Source organism: Rhodococcus sp. NyZ502, assembly GCF_041464245.1.
In the GTDB taxonomy this organism is placed as follows: domain Bacteria; phylum Actinomycetota; class Actinomycetes; order Mycobacteriales; family Mycobacteriaceae; genus Rhodococcus_F; species Rhodococcus_F qingshengii.
The window spans coordinates 2,040,733-2,064,167 of record NZ_CP167155.1; the positions used below are offsets into that span (position 1 = coordinate 2,040,733).

Sequence of the window (23,435 nt, forward strand, 5' to 3'; positions counted from 1 at the left end):
GTGACCCTCCCGGGCCGGAAGTAGTTCTTCACGTGCGGGTACCCTGAGAAATCGTGCTTGTTCTCGCAATTGACACCTCCACTCCGGCAGTCACTGCCGGAGTCGTCTCCCTGTCGGCTTCGTCACCGGACCCAGTGTCACCGGACGCAGAGTCACCGGACACAGTGGAGACGCTTGCCGTGCGTGTCACGGTCAATCCTCGTGCGCACGCCGAGGTCTTGACCCCTCACGTCCTCGAATGCCTCGCCGAGGCAGGGCTCACACCGGCCGGCTTGAACGCCGTCGTCGTGGGTGTCGGGCCAGGGCCGTACACCGGACTGCGTGTCGGCATGGCGACGGGCGCTGCCTTCGGCGACGCACTCGGTGTTCCCGTGTACGGCGTGTGCAGCCTCGATGCGATCGCGGCTGCGGTACCGACCACACAGAGCCTGCTCGTCGTGACTGACGCGAGGCGTCGCGAGATCTACTGGGCGCGCTATGACGGAGGAGTGCGCGTCGAAGGACCGGCTGTGAATTCCGCCGGCGACGTCGATCCTTCGTCTTCGACGCTGATTGCCGGATCCGCTTCGCACGTGGACTTCTTCGATCTACCCGTCGACCCGGCGGAGACACCTTCACCGGCCGGGTTGGTGACAGTCGCTGCTCGCGAGATCCTGGCCGGCTCGGTTCCGGCCCCGCTGGAGCCGCTGTACCTCCGACGCCCGGACGCGAAGACCCTTGCAGAACGTGGCAAGTGAGACAGAGCAGATGAAGTACAGCATCGAGCCGATGAACGTCGATGACACCGAACGGTGCGCGGAGTTGGAGCGCGCGTTGTTCGCAGGCGACGGACCCTGGAGTGCACAAGCGTTCGTCTCGGAACTTGCAGGCGCACATAATCATTACTTCGTTGCCCGGGAGCCTGACGGTCACGTCCTCGGCTACGCCGGAGTCGCATTGTTGGGGGCGTCGCCGAACATGGAGGCCGAGGTTCACACCATCGGTACAGATCCCTCGGCTCAGCGACTCGGAATCGGCGGCGCGTTGCTCGATGCGCTTCTGACTCTGGCGGATTCACGGCAGTGCCCGGTGTTCCTGGAAGTGCGCACCGACAACGAACCTGCCATCGCGCTGTACCGGCGCGAAGGATTCGAGATCGTCGGAACACGAAAGAAGTACTACCAGCCCAGTGGGGCAGATGCGTACACGATGAGACGGCCTGCCGTGCTCGGTGTCCGCGAAATTGAGGAGCAGCAAGCATGATCGTCATGGGTGTCGAAAGTTCTTGCGACGAAACAGGTGTCGGTATCGTCCGCTGGAACGGTGACGGAACCTGCGAATTGTTGGCCGACGAGGTGGCATCGAGCGTGGATCAGCACGCCAGGTACGGGGGAGTGGTTCCCGAAGTGGCCTCGCGGGCTCACCTCGAGGCGATCGTGCCGACGATGCGCCGTGCCCTTGCTGCCGCCGGTATCGAGAAGCCCGACGCGCTGGCCGTCACCATCGGACCCGGCCTGGCCGGCGCGCTGCTGGTCGGTGTAGCCGCAGCGAAAGCCTATGCGGCAGCATGGAACATCCCGTTCTATGCGGTCAATCATCTCGGCGGTCACGTCTCGGTGGACACTCTCGAGCACGGTCCGTTGCCCTCGTGCGTCGCATTGTTGGTCTCCGGCGGTCACACACACCTGCTTCACGTCGAAGATCTGGGCAAGCCCATTGTCGAACTGGGCACGACTGTCGACGACGCCGCCGGTGAGGCCTTCGACAAGGTGGCCAGACTGCTCGGACTCGGCTTTCCCGGTGGACCGGCACTCGATGCTGCTGCGCAAGAGGGAGATCCGAACGCAATCGCCTTCCCTCGCGGCATGACGGGGCCGCGCGATTCGCGGCACGACTTCTCGTTCTCGGGACTCAAGACGTCCGTCGCGCGCTATGTCGAATCGAAAGAGCGCGCAGGCGAGACCTTTTCGATCCCGGACATCGCTGCCTCGTTCCAGGAAGCGGTTGCAGACGTCCTGACGATGAAGGCAGTGCGTGCAGCCAAGGACGTCGGGGTCGACACGTTGGTTCTCGGCGGCGGCGCCACGGCCAATTCGCGTATCCGCTCACTCGCCGAGCAGCGCTGCGCCGAAGCGGGCATCACGTTGCGCATTCCGAAACCTCGACTGTGCACGGACAACGGCGTGATGATCGCATCGTTGGCCGCTCACCTGATCGGAAACGGCGCAGGCCCTTCGGAATTGAGTGTTGCGACGGACCCGGGGCTGTCGGTCTCCGTCAGCCAGCTGATGCACTGAAAATCGGCCGACTGAGAATCAGCCGACCGGGGCCGGTTCCCGATCCGGTGTGGTCGCGGGACCGTTTTCGGGCATCGAGGTATTCGGTTCACCGGGCTTCGTCGTCGGATCACCACCACCAGGGGTAGTGATTTCGGTTTCGGTGGAACCAGATCCAGGAGTCTCCGGCGTCGTCGGGTTCTCGCCGCCGCTCTCACCCGGGCCGAGACCGCCGCCGGGGTTTGCCTCGGTCGGATCGACCGGGGGCGTCGCCTCGGTGTCCGGTAGCGTCGGCCACCACGCCGGTGGATCGGGCAGCGTGATTCCGGGAATGGTCGGCCAATTCGGAGTGGTCGTTGTCGTGGTCGGCGGCGTGGTTGTCGTCGAGGTGTCCGGGATCGGCGCAGGCGGAAGTGTGTACTGATGCGTTGTGTACGAGTGCGTGTCGTAAGGCTGCGAGTCGAACGGGGTGGTGGGATACCCGTACCGAGGATACGTGCTGCCGGCTACCGAAGGCAGAGGATCATGAGACGGAATGATCGTCGATCCGGTGCTCGGTGTCGCTTCGGGGCTCACCGTCGTCGTGGTCGACCCGGTTCCGACGGGCGAGACCGCGGTGTCGTCGGTCGGAACCAATTCCTTTGCGCCGTAACCGAGTACCAGTCCGCCGACCACGAGCGCACCGATCAACGCTCCCGATACCTTGGCGGTGGATCCGGAGCGCTGGTCACTTCCGGAGCCCAGCAGCGGGAAACGAATTGCGGTGATCGAATCTGCCAGGAGTGCAGCACCTTTGGTTGCCGCAGTCTCGGGCTCGACGATCTCGACCATGGGGACGTCGACGGCAGCGGCGACGGCGGACCGCACGGCCGGAATGTGTGCGCCACCGCCGATGAGTACAACGGCACCGACGGGCCGCGGTGAGCCCTTCACGACTTCACGGATGAAGGTGACGGCGCGCTCGATATCCGGGGCGATGATGGCCTCGAACTCGTCGCGCGTGATCGCCATCGCGTCGATCGGAAGCTCGACGGTCACCTTGGTGGACGTGGACAGTTGCTCTTTGGCGACATGGCACCGGGCGGCAAGAAGTTCCGCGTCGGTGTACCGGCGCAAGTGCCCTGGCGCCTTCTCCGTCACGAAGTCGACCAATGCCCGGTCGATTCCGGCCCCTGCGAGGGCGTCGATACGGTCGGAGTGCAGAACTTCACCGGTGTGGTCGACGACGGACACCGTCAGACCTTGATCACCGACGTCCACCTGAGCTGTCGTGTCGTACCGCTCGGTTTTCCCTGTCTCGGCGAGATACGCGTGTACGGCGGCAGGTTCGGGGATTGCACGGACCTGCTTCGGCGAGCGCGAAAGAGATGACCTGATGCTCGCGAGTTGATCGTCCGTGCGATAGCTGACACCGATCGAGCGCGGCGCTTCAGATCCGTCCGTTACCTGCGTCGTCATCAGCTTGATGGATGCTCTGACAAGGTCACCGACGTTGGAATTGGCCTGATCCGCCGAGACGAAGCGAGTCTCGGCAGGCACGGCGCCTGGCGCGTTTGTGCTGGTATCGGTGTCGACGAGTGCTGAATAGACACCGGAAGATCCAGTGGAAATTCCCAGTGAACAACTCATCGCACACCTCCTCACAGTCAATACCGGTCAATGTTCAATCGACCGCCGTTATATGAACGTTACAGAAGGTTCGTGAGGATTGCTCAGTGCTTTTCGTCTCCGTGACGTCCTTTTCGGACCGAAAGGGTGGTTTTACCTGCGAAATTGTCGATCATTGATTCATGCGGAAAAAAGGCGATTCTCCCCACATCGACCGGGAACGACGACGCGCGCTGATCCGTGGTGCAGTGCTTCGACCCACGCTGACGGTGATCGCCTTCGGATGCGCGTATTTCTTTCTGCCGTGGATCGATGTACATACCGCCAGTGCAATCTTCCTCTTGATCGGTGGAGGCGCCGCGGTACTTGCCGTGACCACCTGGCAGGTGCGGCGAATTCTGCGTTCCGATGTGCCATCTCTGCAGGCGGTCGAAGCTGTGGCGGTGGTGATGCCGACGTACTTGTTGTTGGTGTCCATCACCTATTTTTCGGTCGAGCATGCAAGCCCTGGCAGTTTCACCGAACCGCTGTCGCGTATGGCGGCGCTGTACTTTTCGTTGTCCGTCTTCTCGACAGTCGGATTCGGTGACATCGCCGCGCAGACGGACCTTGCCCGGGGGCTCGTGAGCCTTCAGATCGTCTGCAACCTGGTGTTGATCGGATTCGGCGTTCGATTCGTCGTTGCCGCAGTGTCGTGGGCGAAAGCGCACCGCTCGCCTTCGAGCGGACCTGAAATCACCTAGGACACTGCGGCAATCGGAGTCATCGTCCGGTGTGGACCAACAATTCGACGTTCTGGTCGACGCCGGTACCCGTCAGCTTCGGGTCGCGGTGGATGTCGTTGAACGACAGTTCGCGGTACAGCGAGGCGAGCCCGGCTGCCGACTTGTCGCTGTAGTCGACGGAATTGGGACTCTCCGCCTCGAAGAGCGTCGCAAGCAACGACACCGTTCCGTCATGGTTGTCCGCGATCTCGATGATGCGTCCGAGTTGCGGGTAGTCGATGTGCGAGGCGGTGTTGATCTCCCAGAAGCCCTGCTCGGGGGTCGCGCCGGGCCACGGGGTGATCTTGTTCTCGTGGGTGTGTCCGTTGACCCAGGCAAGTACGTTCGGGAAACGATGCAGCAAGTCGAGAAGCTGTGAACCGCGCAGGCGTGGCTCGAGGACGTTCTCGGGGTCGGGAATGAGATTGTCCATCGTGTCGCTCGTGTGGTGACTGAACAGCACGAAATACGTGTCACCTCGCGACTCGGTGACGCGAGAGCCCGCGGCGTCGTAGTAGGTGCTGCTGCCGGCGCGCAGGGTGTTCTCGATCCACTGGAACTGAGCGGCGCCCAGCGAACCGTCGACGAGGCCCGCGCGGTTGGTGGAGTCCATGCTGATGCCGACGACGCCCGGTGCGATCTCGAACGAGTAGTAACCGATACCGGTTTCGCCGGCGTCGGGGGCGAAACCGTGTCCGACGGGGCCGGGACCGGTGTGCGCGGGATCAAGATGTGCGGCGATGAACTGTCGCGGTGTGAACGGCGCGCGCGACGGGTCGGGGGTGACCTGGCGCGGCGGCGTCGTGAAGGCGGACAGGATTCCGGGTATCGCACTGGGATCGAACTTGGTGGCGACGTCGATCTGCTTGGCCTGCTCCGGTGAACCAGGCACCTCGAATTTGAGAGATCCCGTGTACATCGCTTCGAGCGGCGGGATGCCGCTGGGCACCGTGCCGGACACCGAATCGTCGTGGTTGCCGAACACGCAGTACCAAGGGGTGTTCAGGCCGGGGCTCGACACGGGCGTGAAAGCGGCACCGAAGAAATCGGGGATCTCCGGGAATCCGGCCTTCTTGTACATGTCGAGCATCGGTGACTCGGGGTTCCAGTAGAGATCGGCACCCGAGTTCTGTACACCCTCGTAGCGGTCCTTGGCACCGGTATTGGCGACGACGGTTCCGCCGTTGAGTGAGGTGAGGAACCAGTCGAGTTCGGCGAATTCCTTGTTGTCCGTGTTGTCGCCGGTGGTGACGACGGCATCGAAGGGGCGCGACGTGTGCGGGCCACTGCCGATCGAATTGACCCGGCGGACAAGTGAAATCAGCCCGTGCGCCGTCAGGGTCTCCTGGGGACGGAACGCCGAGCCGGTGATCTGGTGGACGTACTCGAATCGCATGGGGGACTGGGCGTCGACGATGTGGACGTCGGTCAACTGCACGAGTGAGGCGAGCGCGGTGCGTCGGTCCTCGCGTCCCGACTTCGGCTCGGCCAACTCGCTGCGCACGATGTTCGCCCAACCGGGTCCGGCGGTGAGCTTGGTGTAGCCGCTGCTGCTGACGGGGGTGGACACGGACTCGAGAGTGGTGCCAGGACCTGACGTCGGAATGGTCGACGCGCCTGCATATTGCAGGCCCCACGGCTTGCCAAGGCTGACCGCGCCGACGGCGCCGAGTCCGGCGAAGGTCAGAAAACTACGGCGATTGATGTTCGTCACGAAGTGAACAATAGGTGAACGTGGTGGACGGCTGTCCTGTTTCGCTCTGGACGAAGAGAAAAATGCGCCCAGTCCTTGAGGGTTGGCACTCTCACGTATAGAGTGCCAATTGGCGCTGATCGAGTTCCGGCACCCGCGACGACGGGACTGCAGTGACGCGCCGTAAACGGCATACCCAAACAGCTGTCCGAGGATCGCCTCGGACGCACATACCCCAAAGTGGAGGGCTCATCGTGGCGAGCGTCAACATCAAGCCGCTCGAGGACAAGATCCTCGTCCAGGCCAACGAGGCTGAAACGACGACGGCTTCCGGCCTGGTCATTCCTGACACAGCCAAGGAAAAGCCCCAGGAGGGCACCGTCGTTGCAGTCGGCGAAGGCCGCGTCAACGAGCAGGGCAACCGCATCCCGGTCGACGTCAAGGAGGGTGACACGGTCATCTACTCCAAGTACGGCGGAACCGAGATCAAGTACGCCGGCCAGGAATACCTGATCCTGTCGGCACGCGACGTGCTGGCTGTCGTCTCCAAGTAAGACACACGTGATCCGCCCCGGAGTCCACACAGGATCCCGGGGCGGAATGCGTTCACGCCCCGAAGATTCAGGAGCTGACAGAACAGATGTCCAAGCAAATTGCGTTCAACGAGACCGCACGCCGCGCTCTCGAAGCCGGAGTCGACAAGCTTGCCGACGCCGTCAAGGTGACCTTGGGCCCGCGTGGACGCCACGTCGTGCTCGCCAAGGCATTCGGCGGCCCCACCGTCACCAACGACGGTGTGAGCATCGCCCGTGAGATCGAGCTCGAAGATCCCTTCGAGAACCTCGGCGCACAGCTCGTCAAGAGCGTCGCCACCAAGACCAACGATGTTGCCGGCGACGGCACCACCACCGCGACCGTTCTGGCCCAGGCCATCGTCCGCGGCGGACTCAAGAACATCGCAGCGGGCGCGAACCCGATGGCTCTCGGCGTCGGCATCAACGCCGCAGCCGACAAGGTCGTCGAGGAACTGCTCGCCGCAGCCACCCCCGTCGAGGGCGAGAAGTCGATCGCTCAGGTCGCCACCGTCTCCTCGCGTGACGAAGAGATCGGCAAGCTCGTCGGCGAGGCACTCACCCGTGTCGGAACCGACGGCGTCGTGACGGTCGAGGAATCCTCCACCGTTGCAACCGAACTCGTTGTCACCGAAGGTGTTCAGTTCGACAAGGGCTACCTCTCGCCCTACTTCGTCACCGACATCGATGCGCAGAAGGCCGTCTACGAAGACGCGCTGATCCTGCTCTTCCGCGAGAAGATCAGCTCACTTCCCGACTTCCTTCCGCTGCTCGAGAAGGTTGCCGAATCCGGCAAGCCGCTCTTGATCATCGCCGAGGACGTCGAGGGTGAAGTTCTCTCCACCCTCGTGGTCAACTCCATCCGCAAGACCATCAAGGCCGTCGCCGTCAAGGCGCCGTTCTTCGGTGATCGTCGCAAGGCATTCCTCGACGACCTCGCAGTCGTCACGGCAGGCACCGTCATCAACACCGACGTCGGCCTCTCGCTCAAGGAAGCCGGCCTCGACCTGCTCGGCAGCGCTCGCCGCGTTGTCGTCACCAAGGACGAGACGGTCATCGTCGACGGTGCAGGCACCGCTGACGACATCGCGACCCGCGTTGCGCAGCTGCGTCGCGAGATCGAGAACACCGATTCGGATTGGGACCGCGAGAAGCTCGAAGAGCGTCTGGCGAAGCTGTCCGGCGGCGTGGCCGTCATCAAGGTCGGCGCAGCCACCGAAACCGATCTGAAGGAACGCAAGTTCCGCGTCGAGGATGCGGTCAACGCAGCCAAGGCAGCAGTTTCCGAGGGCATCGTCCCCGGTGGCGGATCGGCTCTCGTTCAGGCCGGCACGGCTCTGATCGGGAACCTCGGCTTGACGGGTGACGAGGCCACCGGCGTTGCCGTGGTCCGCGAAGCCCTCAACGCCCCGTTGTTCTGGATCTCCAGCAACGCAGGCATCGACGGTTCCGTCGTTGTCAGCAAGGTCGCCGAGATGACCAAGGGCGAAGGCTTCAACGCTGCCACCCTCACCTACGGCAACCTGCTTGCCGACGGCGTCGTAGACCCGGTCAAGGTCACTCGCTCGGCAGTGGTCAACGCCGCTTCCGTCGCGCGCATGATCCTCACGACCGAGAGCGCCGTCGTCGAGAAGCCGACCGAGGAAGTTGCCGACACCGGACACGGTCACAGCCACTGACTCGCTGCTCGTAGTTTCGACAAAGAAGAGATCCCCCACCGGATTCCGGTGGGGGATCTTTTTTCGTCTGGCGATCAGATGAGCGGGATCGTTGCGAACGGCTCGCTCGTCGGCTGCTGCGATCCGCCGGGCGGTTCGACAGTGAACGCCAACTTCGTATTCGGACCGATGCCGTCGAGCACCACCTGGGTAGTGGGTTTGACGTCGCCCGGAGCCATCGTCCCCATCGGGATCATCGTGGTGTCGTCGGTGTCGCCCGGCACCAGCCACATCTGGTAGACGGTATCCGGACTCGGGGGAGTCACGTCGTTCATCACGAGGACTGCGGCGTCTTCGGAGGGCGAGAACAGCGTCGTGGCACTACCGCCGCCCGGGATGTCACGCGTCGTTGCATGAACGTCGGGTGCTGCCATGATTTCGGATGCGGGGTTCGGCGGCGGCGTGTTGTCGGACAGCGTGCGTCCGATTCCGATGCCGCCGACCAGGATTGCGACTGCGGCGGCCGCCGCAAGAGCCATGGTCCACGGGCGTCGACGGTTACGACGCTCGGCCAGCGAAACCGGGGCGTTGGGAGCCGCGGTCTGTTCTGCGATCGAGGCGAGGACGCTGCTGCGCAGCGACGGCGGGGGCTCGACAGCGTCGACGACGGTCATCGCGGCCATGGTTTCGGCGGTGAGCCGGACCTGGGCGTCGAATTCGGCGCGGGTCGCGGAGTCCGAAGCGGCAAGTCGTTTGTCGACCTCACGGCGCTCGTCGAGGTCCAACGCATCGATCGCGTAGGCGTACGCGTAGTCGATCAGCTCTTCGTCCATCTCACATCACCCCCAAACATCCACGTAGGCGCAGTAGTCCGTCGCGAATTCGCGACTTGATCGTGGGAATCGCCACGCCGAGATCTTCGGCCACCTCGCGGTACGTTCGGCCGCCGTAATAGGCGAGAGTCACTGATTGGCGCTGAGTGTCCGTCAGCGTTTCGAGACAGTCGGTGACAGCACGATGCTCGTCTCTTCGTGTCACTTCGTCGCTGACGACGTCGAACTCGGGAGTGGCATTGGTGGTGTCGTAGAGAGCCTGTCGATCCGAACTCGACTGTTCGGAGCGCACGCGATCCACTGCGCGCCGGTGGGCAAGTGTCAGGAGCCAGGAAAGCGCGGACCCCTTGGCAGGGTCGAAGCTGTCGGCTGATTTCCAGGCCTGGAGGTAGACCTCTTGGACCGCTTCCTCGGAGAAACCTGGATCACGGAGTACACGAAGAACCATGCCGTACACACGGGAGCTGGTTCGGTCGTAGAACTCGGCGAAGGCGCTCTGGTCGCCACCGGCGACGTTCGCGAGGATCACTGCCAGCTCGCGTGATTCCGCGATTCGCGCGGTGCGGGCCGCAGAATTGTCCGTCGGGCATGCGTCGGCCGCATCCGACGCATGGTCTGGCTCGCTCACGAAGAGTTGTCTCGCTTCATCGCGTACAACCGTAGCGTGCATGTCCGGTTCTTTTCTCTTGGCCCGCCGTTGGCCGCTGTGCGCCTTTATTAACCGCGGGGGGTTGATAAAGGCGCACAGCAGGTGGGGACTACTGCGGCATCAGCACCGAATCGATGAGGTAGACGGTGGCGTTTGCGGTCTTGACTCCACCGCAGACGACAGTTGCGTCGTTGACCTTGATGTTGTCACCGGATCCGGTGACGGTAACCGTTCCGCCCTCGGCGGTGGGGTGAGTTCCGTCGATCGCGTCAGGGGCGATCTGGCCGGGAACCACGTGGTAGGTGAGGATCTTGGTCAGCGTGGCGCTGTCCGTCTTGAGGCTGTCGATCGTGGCGGGGTCGATCTTGGCGAATGCCGAGTCGATCGGTGCGAAGACGGTGAACTCGCCACCGTTGAGAGTGTCGACCAGGTTGACGTCCGGGTTGAGCTGGCCGGAGACCGCCGCGGTCAAGGTGGTGAGCAACGGATTGTTGGACGCCGCTGTGGCAACCGGATCCTGGGCCATTCCGCTGACCGATCCGGCGCCGCTCGGCACTGCAGCTGCATAGTCGGCACAACCGGCACCGACCAGATCGGAAGCAGGCTCCGCCATCGCGCTGCTGGGAGACATGCTCGATCCCATGGCAGAAGACGTCATGGCGGCGCTGGACGTGTCGGTCGACGAATCGTTGTCGTCGGAGGAGCAACCGACCACGCCGAAGACGGCGAAAGAGGCTGCTGCGGTGACTGCCAGAACTCGAGTAGAGGTGTTCATGGGTCTGCCTTCCTGAAGGGATGTGCTGAGGTGCACTGTCAGAAGGCATTCGGAGGCAGGCGTCGGTCGGATGGGTCGTGTCGGAAATTCTTTTCGACGGTGTCCCGTCCACACGCAAAAGCCCCCGAAAACTCTCGGGGGCCTAGTGCGCTCTACCTACGTGTATCAGGAAGCTATGCGGGTGGTGCGACGGTGGCGCGCGTGTAGTTCACGTTCGGTTTCCGACATTCCTCCCCAGATGCCGTACGGCTCGGCGACGGTCAGCGCGTGGCTGCGGCACTGCATCAGGACCGGGCACTGACGGCACATCTCTTTTGCGCGGGTTTCGCGCTGGGCACGTGCTCTACCGCGTTCGCCATCGGGATGGAAGAACATGGAGGAGTCGACTCCGCGGCACAGACCGTGCATCTGCCAGTCCCAGATGTCTGCGTTGGGGCCTGGAAGGTGATTCGGTGCAGGCATGTTGACTCCTTACTGCAAGCTCGCGTTGATCAACGAGCGGACCAAGTTGCCCGGAGGTTATCCGGGCCTTCTGAATCGTTCACGCTTGCTAACCGTAAGGGTGCTGAGTAAATCGCGTCAATAGGCTCGTTCAGTGGCGATCGGCATATATCGAAATGCGAGAGTTAACGAAGTATATATTTACATTTCGGGCCCCTCGTGCGTTGTTCTGCGCCGATGTCGAAATTGGGTCGATCGAGGTGGCGGCCGGCAAGCCTGGCAGCTCGAGATGCGAAACCCACAGATCAGGGATATGTTCGAGGCTGATCGCCCGGCGAAATCACTCGGTCATTCGGCTCGGTTTGCGTCATTTGTCCGATATTGCGTGGGCGGGGTTGCGCTCCATTTCGGGACTTAGTGCCCAAGTTTCAACTAGGACATCCGTCCAATAAGTAATGCGCAGTTAACGTCACGGATATATGCCCGTTAAATATCATTACGAGTACATTTGGCAAATCTCAGTTGAATATCTGATTAACTCCGACAAACTTGCCTTTTCGTGTTTCGTGCGACTTTTGGCATCGTTGGTGTGACGCCGGTCGTGCGAATGTCTGCTCGTGCTGCTGCGATGATCAACCTGTGTCGACACCTGCGCGCCCTCAATCACCTGTGCCCAACGAAACAACTGCACTTCCAGGGTCCCTCGAGTCTGCCGCGTTCGGTGCGGATCCGGATCTCGACCGCCTCCCGGCGCCTTGCTCTACCCGAGATTGGTGGACAACGGCAGTAGTGCTGGGTGGTCAGGGCCACTACGCAAGAGCGCGGGCTGCATTGGATGTCCTCGATCGGCTCACGGCCGGGTTCTCGACGCACTCGGATCGGGTTCTTGCCTCTCTGTCTGCCAGCACGAGGGCGTCGTTTCTTCGCCAGAGCGGACGCCATGCACTCGCGTCCACGTGGGACGGGCGCGCACTGGCGATCGTCGGCGGCCTGCCAGGTGATCCAGAGGCTGCCTGTGACGCTCTGACCGGTCTGGCCGCAGACGCCCTCGGCTGTGGCAGGCTCCCGCTCGGCTGGCGCCTGCTGGCGCAATGTCGGGCGCGTCTGGATGCCGAGGGCGGGCTGTGGCGGCAGGAAATTCGGATCGAATGGGTCTCCGCAGAATTGGCGTTGGCGGGAGGCGACTTCGCTCGTGCCCGCAGACACGCAGAACGCGCCGTCGAATTGTCAGCGGAATCGGAGTCTGTGCGGCACCGCGTGAAGTCGGATCTGCTGCGTAGCGCCGCGCTGACCGGAACAGACGCGAGCGCAGCCGTGAAGATGGCAGCAGATGTGTTCGCGCGGTGCCGGCAATACGGCCTGCTGCCCCTGGCCTGGGCGTCGTCTCTGTTGATCGAAGGTGTCAGCGGGGAGAGAACCTCACCGAGTGCCCGGGAGATCGGCGATCTGATTGCGATGCGTGGTGGATCACTCCTACCTTTGTCGTAACCACTCCACCGAAGTCTCCGGAGAACATTCCAGAAGGAGCTGTATCGATATCGCGACTGCTGGGCAGGTATGCGGAGACCAGTCGGTCCGGATGGTTACTCTTAGAGGGTTCCGCTGAGAGCGGGAGCACACCCGCTCGGGAGGTGCCACTGTAACGCCAGGATTTTCGCTGACGATGACAAATACGAGCGATGAGTTGGACACCGCGGTCGCCGCTGCTGCGCAGGGCGACCGTACAGCTCTAGCTTTGGTTCTGGAGAACATCCGACCGATGGTGGTGCGCTACTGCCGCGGTCGAGTGGGTGCGGCCGAGAGAGGACACCTGTCCGCTGACGACGTCGCACAGGAAGTCTGTCTGGCCGTGATGACCGCGCTGCCGCGATATCAGGACCAGGGACGCCCGTTCATGGCCTTTGTGTACGGAATTGCCGCGCACAAGGTTGCGGACGCACATCGAAGCTCCGCCCGTAACAAGTCGGAGCCCGTTTCCGAAGTACCGGATGTAATAGCACTGGATGATGGTCCCGAACAGCGAGCTCTCGATTCGGAGTCCAGCAGACAGATGCACGAACTTCTCGGCACACTTCCGGAGAAGCATCGAGAAATCTTGATACTTCGCCTGGTGGTCGGGATGTCGGCCGAGGAAACGGCCGTCGCCGTCGGTAGTACCGCCGGAGCTGTACGAGTCGCTCAGCACAGAGCGATCGCGAAACTGAAAAAAGAAGTGACGAAAGCAGGTGAGAGCTTTGGCTAGAGACGAGGGGCATGACGCTTCGAATCTCGGTGATCTCGCCGACGACGGTACGCCAGTGGATTTGGCTGCGGTTCGGCGTGACGATGCGCTGATCGAATCCATTTCGAATGGTGGGCCGGTAGCAACCGATAGCACCGAACAGTACGAACTTGCGTTGATCCTCTCGCAATGGCGTGACGATGTCGTTGCGACTCCGATGCCCGAGGGTCCGTTATTGGACGATGTCATCGCTGCAATCACAGCGACGCCGTCCGGCTTCTCCGATCGTCAGCGTTCACGTTCCCGTTCTCGATTGCGTGTGGTTCGTCCGATCGCCGCCGCTGCAGCAGTTGCAGCAGTGGTCTTCGGTGGCGCCACGGCGATGGCGTACGACGCCCAGCCCGGCGATGCCCTGTGGGGCGTCAAGCAGGTCGTCTTCGCCGACGAGGCCAACTCGACAGTTGCGAAGATCGACACGACTTCCGAGCTGGAAAAGGCCGAGCGGCTGTTGGCTGCCGGAGACATTCCTGCGGCAAAGATGGTGCTGGACAACGCAGCTCACCGTGCCGATGCGGTCAAGGACTCGCAGGACAAGACCGACCTCGTCGAGCGTTGGGGCAAGTTGATGACGCAGGTCCAGGAGACCACGTCACCCGCAGTGCCGCCGTCGACGACCGACCAGCAGTCCTCGATTGCCACGTCTCCCACGGCGATTCCGGGGATCTCCGTCAATCCGGCGAACCCTCAGCTGCCTGGGGGTGTGACCACGACGACAACGCCCAATCCTGGAATCATGCAGGCGCCTGGTCCAAGCGCGGCGTCGTCGACACCGTCATCGTCGCCCACGGCAACGACCACGACAACAACGACGACAACCACGACAACGACGCCTCTGGCGCCGGCCTCGTCTCCGTCGGGTGATTCTTCTTCACCCCCGCCCTGATCGCACCGTTCCGATCTGAATTCAAACGAAAGTGGCCGACAAGCAATTGCTTGTCGGCCACTTTCGTATGAGCTTGGGTGAGGTTTCGCTCAGCTGTCGAAACCGTCGCCGTGCATCGCCTCGTTCATCGACGCATCGGCGTATCCACGGCAGTAGTCCCACGTGACATATGCCTCAGGCATCGGGTCGTAGGCAGGCTCGTGAGGGCGGACGGTTCCGTCCACAAGCAGCTGCAGCAGGTTTGCGCGCAGCATGTCCCAGTCGTGGTAGTGATCCTGTTGGCAGTCCTCGCAGCAGACTACGAGACCGCGGATACCGCGGTGAGCGAGGAGTGCCTCGTAAACAGCGAGGTCAGCGAGATCCTCCTCGACCGCTTGGCGTTCGTGGGGGTCGAGTGGTTGGCCCGGCTCGATGGCATCGAGAGCCGCGGAGGGGTCAGCTGGGTCGCCGGCGAAGGGATCTGGCGGCAGACCGGGGGGCAGTTGATCACGCACAGCACCACGGTACGCAGGTCAGGGGGGTCAGCGCCACTTGTTACGCGTACCCGCAGCGTGGGTGGGATGGTTCGGACCTTTGAGTGAGCCGATACCATGGTGTGCAACGCCGGGAAAAGGTGCCAGGAATTTCTTTCCGTGCAGGCGCCTTCTATCCGATATCCAGCTTTCGTAATCCGTTTCGAGGCGGCTGCTACAGCGGTCGCCCTGGGCGAATCTAGGTCCATGGAGGGTCCTGACCGCATGAGTAGTTCTGCAGGACATGTACACACCGGAGGAGACGACCCCAACAAGGTCGCGATGCTGGGACTGACATACGACGACGTGCTGCTGTTGCCTGCTGCGTCCGACGTCATCCCGAGCCAGGTCGACACGTCCAGTCAACTGACCCGCGACATCCGTCTGCGGATTCCGTTGGTCAGTTCTGCGATGGACACCGTCACCGAGTCGCGCATGGCAATTGCGATGGCACGCGCCGGCGGCATGGGTGTTCTGCACCGCAACTCGTCGGTTGAGGTCCAGGCAGGACAGGTCGAGACGGTCAAGCGTTCCGAGGCCGGCATGGTGACCGATCCCGTCACGTGTAAGCCGACCGACACGATGGGTGAGGTCGATGCGAAGTGCGCTCGTTTCCGCATCTCGGGTCTGCCTGTCACCGACGACGCCGGCCAGCTGGTTGGCATCGTCACCAACCGGGACATGCGTTTCGAGGTCGACCAGAACCGCCCGGTCGCGGAGATCATGACCAAGATGCCCCTGATCACCGCTCAGGAAGGCGTCACCGCTGACGTGGCACTGGGTCTTCTTCGTCGGCACAAGATCGAGAAGCTGCCGATCGTCGACGGCAACGGCAAGCTCACCGGTCTGATCACGGTCAAGGACTTCGTCAAGACCGAGCAGCATCCCGACGCCACCAAGGACCGTGACGGTCGACTGCTCGTCGGCGCTGCAGTCGGTGCCGGCGATGACGCCTTCCAGCGCGCGATGGCGCTCACCGATGCCGGTGTGGACGTACTCGTGGTGGACAGTGCGCACGGGCATTCGTCCAATGTTCTCGACATGATCGCCAAGCTCAAGCGTGAACTGGGCGAGCGGGTTCAGATCATCGGTGGCAACGTCGCTACGCGCGCGGGTGCTCTGGCACTGGTCGAAGCCGGCGTCGATGCCGTCAAGGTCGGAGTCGGCCCTGGTTCCATCTGCACCACCCGCGTCATCGCCGGTGTCGGTGCCCCTCAGGTCACCGCCATCCTGGAAGCGGTTGCCGCGTGCAAGCCTCTCGGTGTGCCCGTCATCGCCGACGGTGGACTCCAGTTCTCCGGTGACATCGCGAAGGCTCTTGCCGCAGGTGCGTCGACGGCCATGCTGGGTTCACTCCTGGCCGGTACCGCTGAATCGCCCGGCGAACTGATTCTGGTCGGCGGCAAGCAGTTCAAGAGCTACCGCGGAATGGGTTCGCTCGGCGCGATGCAGTCGCGTGGCGAGGCCAAGTCGTACTCCAAGGACCGGTACTTCCAGGACGACGTGCTTTCCGAGGACAAGTTGGTTCCGGAAGGCATCGAAGGACGTGTTCCGTTCCGTGGCCCGCTCTCGCAGGTGACGCACCAGCTCACCGGTGGTCTGCGCGCTGCCATGGGATACACGGGGTCGGCGACGATCGAGCACCTGCAGAACGCTCAGTTCGTCCAGATCACGGCGGCCGGTTTGAAGGAAAGCCATCCGCACGACATCACGATGACTGTCGAAGCACCCAACTACACCGCTCGTTAGCAACCAGTACACGAGAAAGGGGCGCGCGTGCGCGACCTCGTTGAGATCGGCATGGGTCGAACGGCCCGACGTACCTACGAGTTGGACGATGTGAACATCGTTCCCTCCCGGCGAACTCGTTCGTCGAAGGAGGTGTCGACTGCTTGGCAGCTCGACGCTTACAGGTTCGACATTCCTGTCCTCGCACATCCCACCGACGCGTTGGTCTCGCCGACTTTCGCGATCGAGTTGGGTAAGCGCGGCGGCCTCGGTGTCATCAACGGTGAAGGCCTGTGGGGCCGTCACCCCGATGTCGAGGAGAAGCTCCGGCGTCTCGTCGAGATCGCCGAGAAGGACGGTGGCGTCGACGCGGCCATCCGCTACCTGCAGGAGCTGCATGCGGCTCCGCTGCAGGCCGGTCTTCTGGCAGCTGCGGTGGCGCAGGTCCGTGATTCGGGGGTCACCACTGCCGTTCGCGTCAGCCCGCAGAATGCGCGCGCACTGACGCCGGAGCTGATCAAGGCGGGAATCGACCTCCTGGTCGTCCACGGCACGATCATCTCGGCCGAGCACGTCGTGCACACCGAGCAGGAACCGCTCAACCTCAAGACGTTCATCTCGGAACTCGACGTTCCGGTTGTCGCGGGTGGGGTCAGTGACCACCGCACCGCGCTGCACCTGATGCGTACCGGCGCTGCCGGTGTCATCGTCGGGTACGGGTCTACCGAGGGTGCAACCACCACCGGTGAGGTCCTGGGCATCGGCGTTCCGATGGCCACGGCCATTGCCGATGCTGCAGCAGCCAGGCGCGACTACCTCGACGAGACGGGTGGACGCTACGTCCACGTCATCGCCGACGGTGACATCGCAACTTCGGGTGATCTGGCGAAGGCCATCGCCTGCGGTGCCGACGCTGCCGTTCTGGGCACGCCGCTGGCCGTGTCCGCCGAGGCGCCGGGTGGTGGCTGGTACTGGCCGTCCGCTGCGGCTCATCCTTCGGTTCCGCGTGGAGCACTTCTTCCGGTTTCCTATGGTGAGCGTCCGAGTCTGGACCAGGTTCTGAGCGGCCCTTCGGACGATCCGTACGGTTCGCTGAACTTCGTCGGTGGTCTCCGTCGGTCGATGGCGAAGGCCGGATACTCCGATCTCAAGGAGTTCCAGAAGGTCGGGCTGACAGTCCGCGCGTAGTTTGTACCTTTCTGTGGCCCCGGTTCTTCGTGAACCGGGGCCACAGTTCGTTGTGCAGGACTTTCTTCCGTTCCTGATACTTGCGGTTACGCTTATGGGGCCCCTTGTGGTGGTAGTCACAAGGGATAGGTGCATACTGGCGGGTAACTACGGTTCACGGTGGAGGTGTCCTGATGGGCAAGCAACGGGCAACGGACTACGACGTACTGATCGTCGGATCCGGGTTCGGCGGAAGCGTGAGCGCGCTTCGTCTCGTGGAGAAGGGCTACAAGGTCGGCGTCATCGAAGCCGGCCGACGGTATGCCGACGAAGATTTCGCGAAGACCAGTTGGGATCTCAAGAAGTTCCTCTGGGCTCCGAAGCTGGGGTGCTTCGGCATTCAGCGCGTGCACCTGTTGCGCGACTGCCTCATTCTCGCGGGCGCAGGCGTCGGCGGCGGGTCGTTGAACTACGCCAACACGCTGTACCAGCCGCCGGAGCCGTTCTTCCAGGACAAGCAGTGGGCGCACATCACTGACTGGCGAAGCGAGCTCACCCCGTACTACGAGCAGGCTCAGAAGATGCTCGGCGTCGTGCAGAATCCGCACATGACGCCCGCTGACGAGATCATGAAGTCCGTCGCAGATGACATGGGCGTCGGCGACACGTTCATCCAGACCCCTGTCGGCGTCTACTTCGGTGAACCTGGCAAGAAGGCGAAGGACCCGTACTTCGGCGGCGTCGGACCCGAGCGCACCGGTTGCATCGAGTGTGGCGAGTGCATGACGGGCTGCCGTCACGGAGCGAAGAACACGCTCCTCAAGAACTATCTGGGCCTTGCCGAGACAGCCGGCGCCGAGATCATTCCGATGACCACCGTGTCCGGGCTTCGTGAGGCTCGCGACGGTTCGTGGGACGTGTTCACCGAGCGAACCGGTGCATTCGGACGAAAGAACCGCCGCACCTACACGGCTGCGAACGTCATTCTCGCGGCCGGAACGTGGGGCACTCAGCATCTGCTCTTCGACATGAAGGACACCGGAGCGCTGCCCAAGCTCTCCGACAAGCTCGGCGAGCTGACTCGAACGAACTCCGAATCCATTGTCGGCGCAGGCAAGTACAAGGTCGATCCCGCACTCGACCTGACTCGCGGAGTGGCGATCACCTCGTCGTTCCACCCGAGCAGCGACACCCACATCGAGCCGGTCCGCTACGGCAAGGGATCGAACGCGATGGGCCTGTTGCAGACCTTGATGACGGACGGCGGCGGCAAGACGCCCCGATGGATCAAGTTCCTCGGTGTGGTTGCGAAGAATCCGTACCAGATGTTGCGCATGTTGACGGTCAAGGACTGGAGTGAGCGCACGATCATCGCGTTGGTCATGCAGAACCTCGACAACTCCATCACCACGTACACGAAGAAGGGCCTGTTCGGTCGACGCAAGGTCACCAGCAAGCAGGGCCACGGTCAGCCGAACCCGACGTGGATCCCGGAGGGCAACGAGGCGACGCGTCGAGTTGCCGAGAAGATCGACGGCGTCGCGGGCGGCACGTGGGGCGAGATCTTCAACGTTCCACTGACGGCGCACTTCCTCGGCGGTTGCGCTATCGCGTCGGATTCCGATCACGGCGTCATCGATCCGTACCACCGCGTGTACGGCTACCCGACGCTCAGCGTCGTCGACGGCGCAGCGGTCTCGGCCAACCTCGGCGTGAATCCGTCGCTGACCATTGCCGCTCAGGCCGAGCGTTCGGCCTCGCTGTGGCCGAACAAGGGGGAGACCGACCTGCGTCCCGCCCAGGGCAGCGGCTACGAGCGTTTGGCTCCGATTGCACCCAAGTCGCCTGTGGTGCCGGCGTCGGCCCCGGCCGCGCTGGTCCTGCCGATCGTGAAGATCACCGGCGGCAAGACAGCTACCGCTGTTCCGGCGGAGCCGGCAGCCGGATAGTTCGCCGCGAACGAAGATGGGGCGTGTCGTCGAGGATTCGACGACACGCCCCATCTCTGTTTCAGAGTGTCAGCCTCCTAGCGACCCGAACAGAGTGCCGAGGTCGAGGCTGCCGGTCCCGCCTCCGGGCCCGCCGTCCGTATCGCCGGGGACGGTCAGGGTCTGCGGCGCGGATGCGGAGGCCGTGTAGCCCGAAGCGCCCACGAATTCGGCGGTGACACTGTAGGTCCCGGAGTTGTAGAACGTCGCCGGTACCGTTGCGACACCGTTGACCACGTCGACCGGTCCACCGATGAGGGTGTCACCGACCTTGAACTGGACCTTGCCCGTGGCGCCGGACGGATCGACCGTTGCCTTGAGCGTCACCGGGGTGTTCTTCTGAACAGTTCCGACAGCGTCGAGAACCGTGGTCGTCTCGACGTCAGCCGGAGCCGGCGTCGTCACACTGACCGGGAATGCCGGGGCAGCGGACGGCGCGAATCCTGGTGAGCCCGTGAACTTCGCGACAACCTTGTGCGTTCCGGTCGAGGTGAAGGTGTACGGAGCGACGGCAACTCCGTCGGTTCCGACCGGAGCACTGACCGTTTCGGTGCCGTCGACGATGAAATCGACGGTGCCGCCGGTACCCTGCGGATCGACCTTGGCAGTCAGGTTGACGTCCTGTCCGACCTTCGCGGTCGACGGCGACACCGTGGCGGTAGTGGTCACGGCGTCCGGCGGTGCATCGGTCGTGACGGTCACGATCTTGGCCGACGCCGACGTCGACGCCAGGAACCCAGGGGCTCCGCTGTAGCTCGCGGTGATGGAGTGCGGTCCGTCCTCGGTGAAGGTCGGGGAGATGCTGGCCGACCCTCCGGTTACCGGCACGGCGTCCTCGAGTGGGTTGTCGCCGTCGAAGAACTGGACGGTTCCACCGTTTGCGCCGCCGCTCACGTTGGCTGACAGGGTGACGGGAGTTCCGTTCTTGGCGTTGGCCGGTCCGACGACTGTGGTGGTGGTTGCCTTGTCCGCCTCGATGATCCGCGTCGTGGCGAGGGGGCCTGCGCCGCTGTTGAGCGGACCGTTCTCGGCGTCACGCGGGGTGCATCGCGTGGGTGCCCAGGCGGTGATGACCAGGGTGGCCTTGGGGAGGAACGTGAGGAAGTTGCGATCGTTGTTCCACGCTCCCGCGCTGCCGCCGGTGCGTACCTTCATCGCGACGTCCCCTGAATCGCCGGCCTTGAGAACTGCCTTGACCTGGGGGAGCTGGAACTGCGTGTAGCCGTCGGCATTGTTGGAACCATCGACGTTCTTGCCGGTCGCCTTGACGACGATGCCGCCCTCGGAGTTGATGCTCGAGCTGGGGCTGTTTCCGATGACCTGGTTGTTTCCGGAGAGGCGCAGAATCGTTCCGTTGGGATCGACGTTGCCGTTCTCGTTGACGCGCAGGATGTTCGGCGCTACACCGCTGAGCCCCGCCGAAGTGCCGGGGACGATGGTGGCTTCCACCAGGGTGGCGTTCGCAGGAACGTCGACGTCGACCTTGATGCGGGAGACGTTCTGGACGGTCGCCCCCGAAGCGGAGCCGGGAAAGGCGATGGGGCCGGGTTGGATGGTGACCTCGAAGGTTTCACCGGCGCCGATGGATTCCGGTGCGTCGACGATGACCGAGCCGGACTGTGACTGCGTGGTCGGACCGGCGACAGCGGACGGGGTTGCCAGGCAACTCGTGCCGAAGGTTGTTGTCACGGGGGCCGCTGATGCGGGGATTCCCGCGAGGATGACGCCACTGGCGAGTGCCGTGGCGGCGATCGGCGCCGCGATGCGACGTCTGGAGTACACGAACATGGATTCTCCTGAGCTGGGTACGGGAGTGGTGTCCAAAGCTGATGTGGGGGACTAGCTTCCGAAGAGCGGGATGAGGCCGCTGAGCGAACCGGTGTCCACGCTTCCGGTGCCGCCGCCGTCGGTCGGTGCGGTGCCGACCTGCACGACCGTCGGGCCGGAGACGGAGTTCTTCCAACCGGCGTCGCCGACGAAGTTGGCAGTGAGGCCGAACGTTCCCTCGTCGTCGAAGGTGTGCGTGAGTGTCGCGACGCCGTTGACGACGGCAACGGGTGCGCCGATGGGCGTCGTGCCGGACTTGAACTGGATCAGTCCGTTTGCTGTTCCGGGTGCGACGGTGGCCTTGAGCTGCAATGCCTTTCCGACCTGAGCCGAGCCGCTGACGGTCAGAGACGTCGTGGTGTCGGCGCGGGCGGGTTCGGGATCGGTGACGTTCACAGTGAACGACGTGGACGTGGAGCCGATGAATCCGGTTCCGCCGGAGAACTCTGCCGTCACGGCTGCAGCGCCCGCTGATGCGAAGGTGTGCGGGAGGATCGCGACGCCGTCACCCGTGCCGACCGGTGCGGTACCGACCTCGGCGCCGTCGACCTTGAACGTCACGGTTCCGCTGCTCGGGATGGGGGAGACGGTGGCCGAGAGGTTGGTCGGTTCACCGACAACAGCGGTGAATGGTTCGACAACTGTGGTCGTGGTTCCCCAGTCGGGATCGCTGACGTCGAGTTGGGTTGCGGTGGAGACGGAATCGCCGTAACCGGCCTCGCCGGTGAACACTGCGGTGAAGCTGTGGGTGCCCGAAGCGTCGTAGCTGCGGGTCAGGGAAGCCGTCCCGTTGACTACAGCCACCGGTGCGCCGAGGTTGGTCTCGCCGTCTTTGAACTGCACCGTGCCCACGGCGTTTGCCGGTGTGACGACAGCGCTCACGGTGATGCTGTCACCTACCAGCGCGGCGTTCGGGGCCGAGATCGTGGTGGTGGTGTCCGCGGAGACGTCGACGGTCTGGACTCCGGAGGTCGAGCTGTGGAATCCCGGACCGGCGTTGTACGCGGCGGTGATGTCGTGGGCGCCGACGCTGTCGAAAGTGTGGGAGAGGGTGGCGCTACCGCCCGAAACCGGGACCGGTGAGCCGATGTCGTTGCCGCCGTCCTTGAACTGGACGGTGCCGCTCGCGTCGGACGGCGCAACTGTCGCGGTCAGGTCGACCGGCGTGCCGACCTTCGCCGTTGCCGGTGCAACCAGTGTGGTTCCGGTGGCGACAGACGGGTCGACTACCTGGACGTTGACGTTGATCGGGTTGAGGCCCTGCTGTGTGCTGAAGGCGTTGACGTCGAAGAGCATGCCGCTGTCGTACGTCCCGAATGCTGTGCCGACGGGGACCGTGTAGGTCGCTTCCAGTGTGACGGGTTGGTTCTTCTTGACGACGAATCCACCGACCAGGAAGGTGCAGCCGCTCGAGCACTTCGCGGAGACTCCGCCATCTGATTCGTTGCTGATCGTGGCCCGGTTGGTCACCCCCAGGTAGGTGGCCTTGGCGCTGCCCGGCACGAGGACGAATCCTGCGGGCGGGATGTCACGGATCTTTGCGATCGACCGTTCGATGCCGCTTTCGTTGTGCTTGATCTCGGTCTTGTACGTGACGGTGTCGCCTGGGTGAACTGCCGCGTTCCCGATGACACTCTTCGTGAAGATCAGGTTGTCGGTCGTGCCGGTGAAAGTGGTCGGCGGGGCTTCGTCAGCAGTGGCCGGCGTGCCGAGGACTAGAAGTCCGGCGGCAGCCGTCACAGCTGCGACAGGTATGGCGAGTCGTCGTATGAATCGACGCACAGGTCCTCCTCGAGGTGAG

The 23,435-nt window shown here is 63.4% G+C and carries 21 protein-coding genes; 12 read left to right on the plus strand and 9 right to left on the minus strand.

All coding sequences use genetic code 11. From position 1 onward, the window contains the following. Positions 1-53: 53 nt before the first annotated feature. Genes tsaB through tsaD form a run of 3 tightly spaced genes read left to right on the plus strand, consistent with a single transcriptional unit; the run spans position 54 to position 2,276 of the window. Complete coding sequence (gene tsaB, locus ACBG85_RS09525; protein ID WP_372027307.1) at positions 54-737, plus strand: tRNA (adenosine(37)-N6)-threonylcarbamoyltransferase complex dimerization subunit type 1 TsaB; 684 nt, start codon at positions 54-56, stop codon at positions 735-737. Between the two features lie 10 nt (positions 738-747). Then, entirely contained in the window at positions 748-1,242 is a 495-nt protein-coding gene (rimI, locus tag ACBG85_RS09530) for a ribosomal protein S18-alanine N-acetyltransferase (protein WP_050655860.1), read from the plus strand. Next, positions 1,239-2,276 carry a tRNA (adenosine(37)-N6)-threonylcarbamoyltransferase complex transferase subunit TsaD gene (gene tsaD, locus ACBG85_RS09535; RefSeq protein WP_054827677.1) on the plus strand — a complete coding sequence of 346 codons (1,038 nt, stop codon included), beginning with the start codon at positions 1,239-1,241 and terminating at the stop codon, positions 2,274-2,276. The genes rimI and tsaD overlap by 4 nt, the downstream gene beginning before the upstream one ends. Positions 2,277-2,294: 18 nt before the next feature. Here tsaD and ACBG85_RS09540 read toward each other — a convergent pair whose 3' ends face one another. Further along, positions 2,295-3,884 carry an Hsp70 family protein gene (locus ACBG85_RS09540; protein ID WP_372027309.1) on the minus strand — a complete coding sequence of 530 codons (1,590 nt, stop codon included), beginning with the start codon at positions 3,882-3,884 and terminating at the stop codon, positions 2,295-2,297. 161 nt (positions 3,885-4,045) lie between these two features. On the opposite strand from ACBG85_RS09540, the gene ACBG85_RS09545 reads away from it, so the two are divergent. After that, positions 4,046-4,606 carry a potassium channel family protein gene (locus tag ACBG85_RS09545; RefSeq protein WP_042922497.1) on the plus strand — a complete coding sequence of 187 codons (561 nt, stop codon included), beginning with the start codon at positions 4,046-4,048 and terminating at the stop codon, positions 4,604-4,606. Positions 4,607-4,625: 19 nt separating this feature from the next. Here ACBG85_RS09545 and ACBG85_RS09550 read toward each other — a convergent pair whose 3' ends face one another. After that, a complete protein-coding gene (locus ACBG85_RS09550) occupies positions 4,626-6,341 on the minus strand; it encodes a TIGR03767 family metallophosphoesterase (RefSeq protein ID WP_007728613.1) in 1,716 nt (571 codons plus the stop codon). 233 nt (positions 6,342-6,574) lie between these two features. On the opposite strand from ACBG85_RS09550, the gene groES reads away from it, so the two are divergent. Further along, positions 6,575-6,874: a co-chaperone GroES gene (gene groES / locus ACBG85_RS09555; protein WP_003940763.1), complete on the plus strand. Its 300-nt coding sequence runs from the start codon at positions 6,575-6,577 to the stop codon at positions 6,872-6,874. Positions 6,875-6,960: 86 nt separating this feature from the next. Then, complete coding sequence (groL, locus tag ACBG85_RS09560; RefSeq protein WP_065352178.1) at positions 6,961-8,571, plus strand: chaperonin GroEL; 1,611 nt, start codon at positions 6,961-6,963, stop codon at positions 8,569-8,571. A gap of 74 nt (positions 8,572-8,645) precedes the next feature. Here the strand turns inward: groL and ACBG85_RS09565 are convergent, their stop codons facing one another. From ACBG85_RS09565 to ACBG85_RS09580, 4 genes are all read right to left on the minus strand, one after another. After that, a complete protein-coding gene (locus ACBG85_RS09565) occupies positions 8,646-9,383 on the minus strand; it encodes an anti-sigma factor domain-containing protein (RefSeq protein ID WP_165638197.1) in 738 nt (245 codons plus the stop codon). A gap of 1 nt (position 9,384) precedes the next feature. Further along, positions 9,385-10,053, minus strand: a complete 669-nt coding sequence (locus tag ACBG85_RS09570; protein WP_007728615.1) for a sigma-70 family RNA polymerase sigma factor — start codon at positions 10,051-10,053, stop codon at positions 9,385-9,387. A gap of 88 nt (positions 10,054-10,141) precedes the next feature. Next, positions 10,142-10,807, minus strand: coding sequence for a fasciclin domain-containing protein (locus tag ACBG85_RS09575; protein WP_007728616.1), 666 nt, complete (start codon positions 10,805-10,807; stop codon positions 10,142-10,144). A gap of 165 nt (positions 10,808-10,972) precedes the next feature. Beyond that, a complete protein-coding gene (locus ACBG85_RS09580; protein WP_003940939.1) occupies positions 10,973-11,269 on the minus strand; it encodes a WhiB family transcriptional regulator in 297 nt (98 codons plus the stop codon). Positions 11,270-12,037: 768 nt separating this feature from the next. Here ACBG85_RS09580 and ACBG85_RS09585 point away from each other — a divergent pair. The 3 genes from ACBG85_RS09585 to ACBG85_RS09595 all read left to right on the plus strand — a co-directional run bounded on the left by ACBG85_RS09585 (position 12,038) and on the right by ACBG85_RS09595 (position 14,412). Continuing rightward, on the plus strand, positions 12,038-12,736 hold the full coding sequence (locus tag ACBG85_RS09585) for a hypothetical protein (protein WP_003940892.1): 699 nt from the start codon (positions 12,038-12,040) through the stop codon (positions 12,734-12,736). A gap of 175 nt (positions 12,737-12,911) precedes the next feature. Further along, positions 12,912-13,490: a sigma-70 family RNA polymerase sigma factor gene (locus tag ACBG85_RS09590; protein WP_003940953.1), complete on the plus strand. Its 579-nt coding sequence runs from the start codon at positions 12,912-12,914 to the stop codon at positions 13,488-13,490. Beyond that, positions 13,474-14,412, plus strand: a complete 939-nt coding sequence (locus tag ACBG85_RS09595; protein ID WP_228402069.1) for an anti-sigma-D factor RsdA — start codon at positions 13,474-13,476, stop codon at positions 14,410-14,412. The genes ACBG85_RS09590 and ACBG85_RS09595 overlap by 17 nt, the downstream gene beginning before the upstream one ends. 89 nt (positions 14,413-14,501) lie before the next feature. Here ACBG85_RS09595 and ACBG85_RS09600 read toward each other — a convergent pair whose 3' ends face one another. After that, positions 14,502-14,906 (minus strand): DUF5319 domain-containing protein, encoded by a 405-nt coding sequence (locus ACBG85_RS09600; RefSeq protein WP_003940777.1) that lies wholly within the window; start codon positions 14,904-14,906, stop codon positions 14,502-14,504. Between the two features lie 243 nt (positions 14,907-15,149). Here ACBG85_RS09600 and guaB point away from each other — a divergent pair, with 243 nt between their 5' ends. From guaB to ACBG85_RS09615, 3 genes are all read left to right on the plus strand, one after another. Beyond that, a complete protein-coding gene (gene guaB, locus ACBG85_RS09605; protein WP_003940903.1) occupies positions 15,150-16,673 on the plus strand; it encodes an IMP dehydrogenase in 1,524 nt (507 codons plus the stop codon). A gap of 27 nt (positions 16,674-16,700) precedes the next feature. Next, positions 16,701-17,840: a GuaB3 family IMP dehydrogenase-related protein gene (locus ACBG85_RS09610; RefSeq protein ID WP_003940976.1), complete on the plus strand. Its 1,140-nt coding sequence runs from the start codon at positions 16,701-16,703 to the stop codon at positions 17,838-17,840. A 173-nt stretch (positions 17,841-18,013) separates the two neighbouring features. Continuing rightward, entirely contained in the window at positions 18,014-19,768 is a 1,755-nt protein-coding gene (locus tag ACBG85_RS09615) for a GMC oxidoreductase (protein ID WP_003940689.1), read from the plus strand. A gap of 69 nt (positions 19,769-19,837) precedes the next feature. Here ACBG85_RS09615 and ACBG85_RS09620 read toward each other — a convergent pair whose 3' ends face one another. Both ACBG85_RS09620 and ACBG85_RS09625 read right to left on the minus strand, forming a co-directional pair. Continuing rightward, a complete protein-coding gene (locus ACBG85_RS09620) occupies positions 19,838-21,595 on the minus strand; it encodes an Ig-like domain-containing protein (protein WP_003940813.1) in 1,758 nt (585 codons plus the stop codon). A gap of 51 nt (positions 21,596-21,646) precedes the next feature. Beyond that, positions 21,647-23,416, minus strand: a complete 1,770-nt coding sequence (locus tag ACBG85_RS09625; RefSeq protein WP_372027314.1) for an Ig-like domain-containing protein — start codon at positions 23,414-23,416, stop codon at positions 21,647-21,649. Positions 23,417-23,435 lie beyond the last annotated feature (19 nt).

Bases quoted from the DNA above. Each gene is read 5' to 3' on its own strand.
- ACBG85_RS09540 (WP_372027309.1), bottom strand. From the start codon at position 3,884: ATGAGTTGTTCACTGGGAATTTCCACTGGATCTTCCGGTGTCTATTCA.
- rimI (WP_050655860.1), top strand. From the start codon at position 748: ATGAAGTACAGCATCGAGCCGATGAACGTCGATGACACCGAACGGTGC.
- ACBG85_RS09620 (WP_003940813.1), bottom strand. From the start codon at position 21,595: ATGTTCGTGTACTCCAGACGTCGCATCGCGGCGCCGATCGCCGCCACG.
- ACBG85_RS09565 (WP_165638197.1), bottom strand. From the start codon at position 9,383: ATGGACGAAGAGCTGATCGACTACGCGTACGCCTACGCGATCGATGCG.
- ACBG85_RS09615 (WP_003940689.1), top strand. From the start codon at position 18,014: ATGGGCAAGCAACGGGCAACGGACTACGACGTACTGATCGTCGGATCC.
- tsaD (WP_054827677.1), top strand. From the start codon at position 1,239: ATGATCGTCATGGGTGTCGAAAGTTCTTGCGACGAAACAGGTGTCGGT.
- ACBG85_RS09590 (WP_003940953.1), top strand. From the start codon at position 12,912: ATGACAAATACGAGCGATGAGTTGGACACCGCGGTCGCCGCTGCTGCG.
- groL (WP_065352178.1), top strand. From the start codon at position 6,961: ATGTCCAAGCAAATTGCGTTCAACGAGACCGCACGCCGCGCTCTCGAA.
- ACBG85_RS09575 (WP_007728616.1), bottom strand. From the start codon at position 10,807: ATGAACACCTCTACTCGAGTTCTGGCAGTCACCGCAGCAGCCTCTTTC.
- ACBG85_RS09570 (WP_007728615.1), bottom strand. From the start codon at position 10,053: ATGCACGCTACGGTTGTACGCGATGAAGCGAGACAACTCTTCGTGAGC.
- guaB (WP_003940903.1), top strand. From the start codon at position 15,150: ATGAGTAGTTCTGCAGGACATGTACACACCGGAGGAGACGACCCCAAC.
- ACBG85_RS09545 (WP_042922497.1), top strand. From the start codon at position 4,046: ATGCGGAAAAAAGGCGATTCTCCCCACATCGACCGGGAACGACGACGC.
- ACBG85_RS09580 (WP_003940939.1), bottom strand. From the start codon at position 11,269: ATGCCTGCACCGAATCACCTTCCAGGCCCCAACGCAGACATCTGGGAC.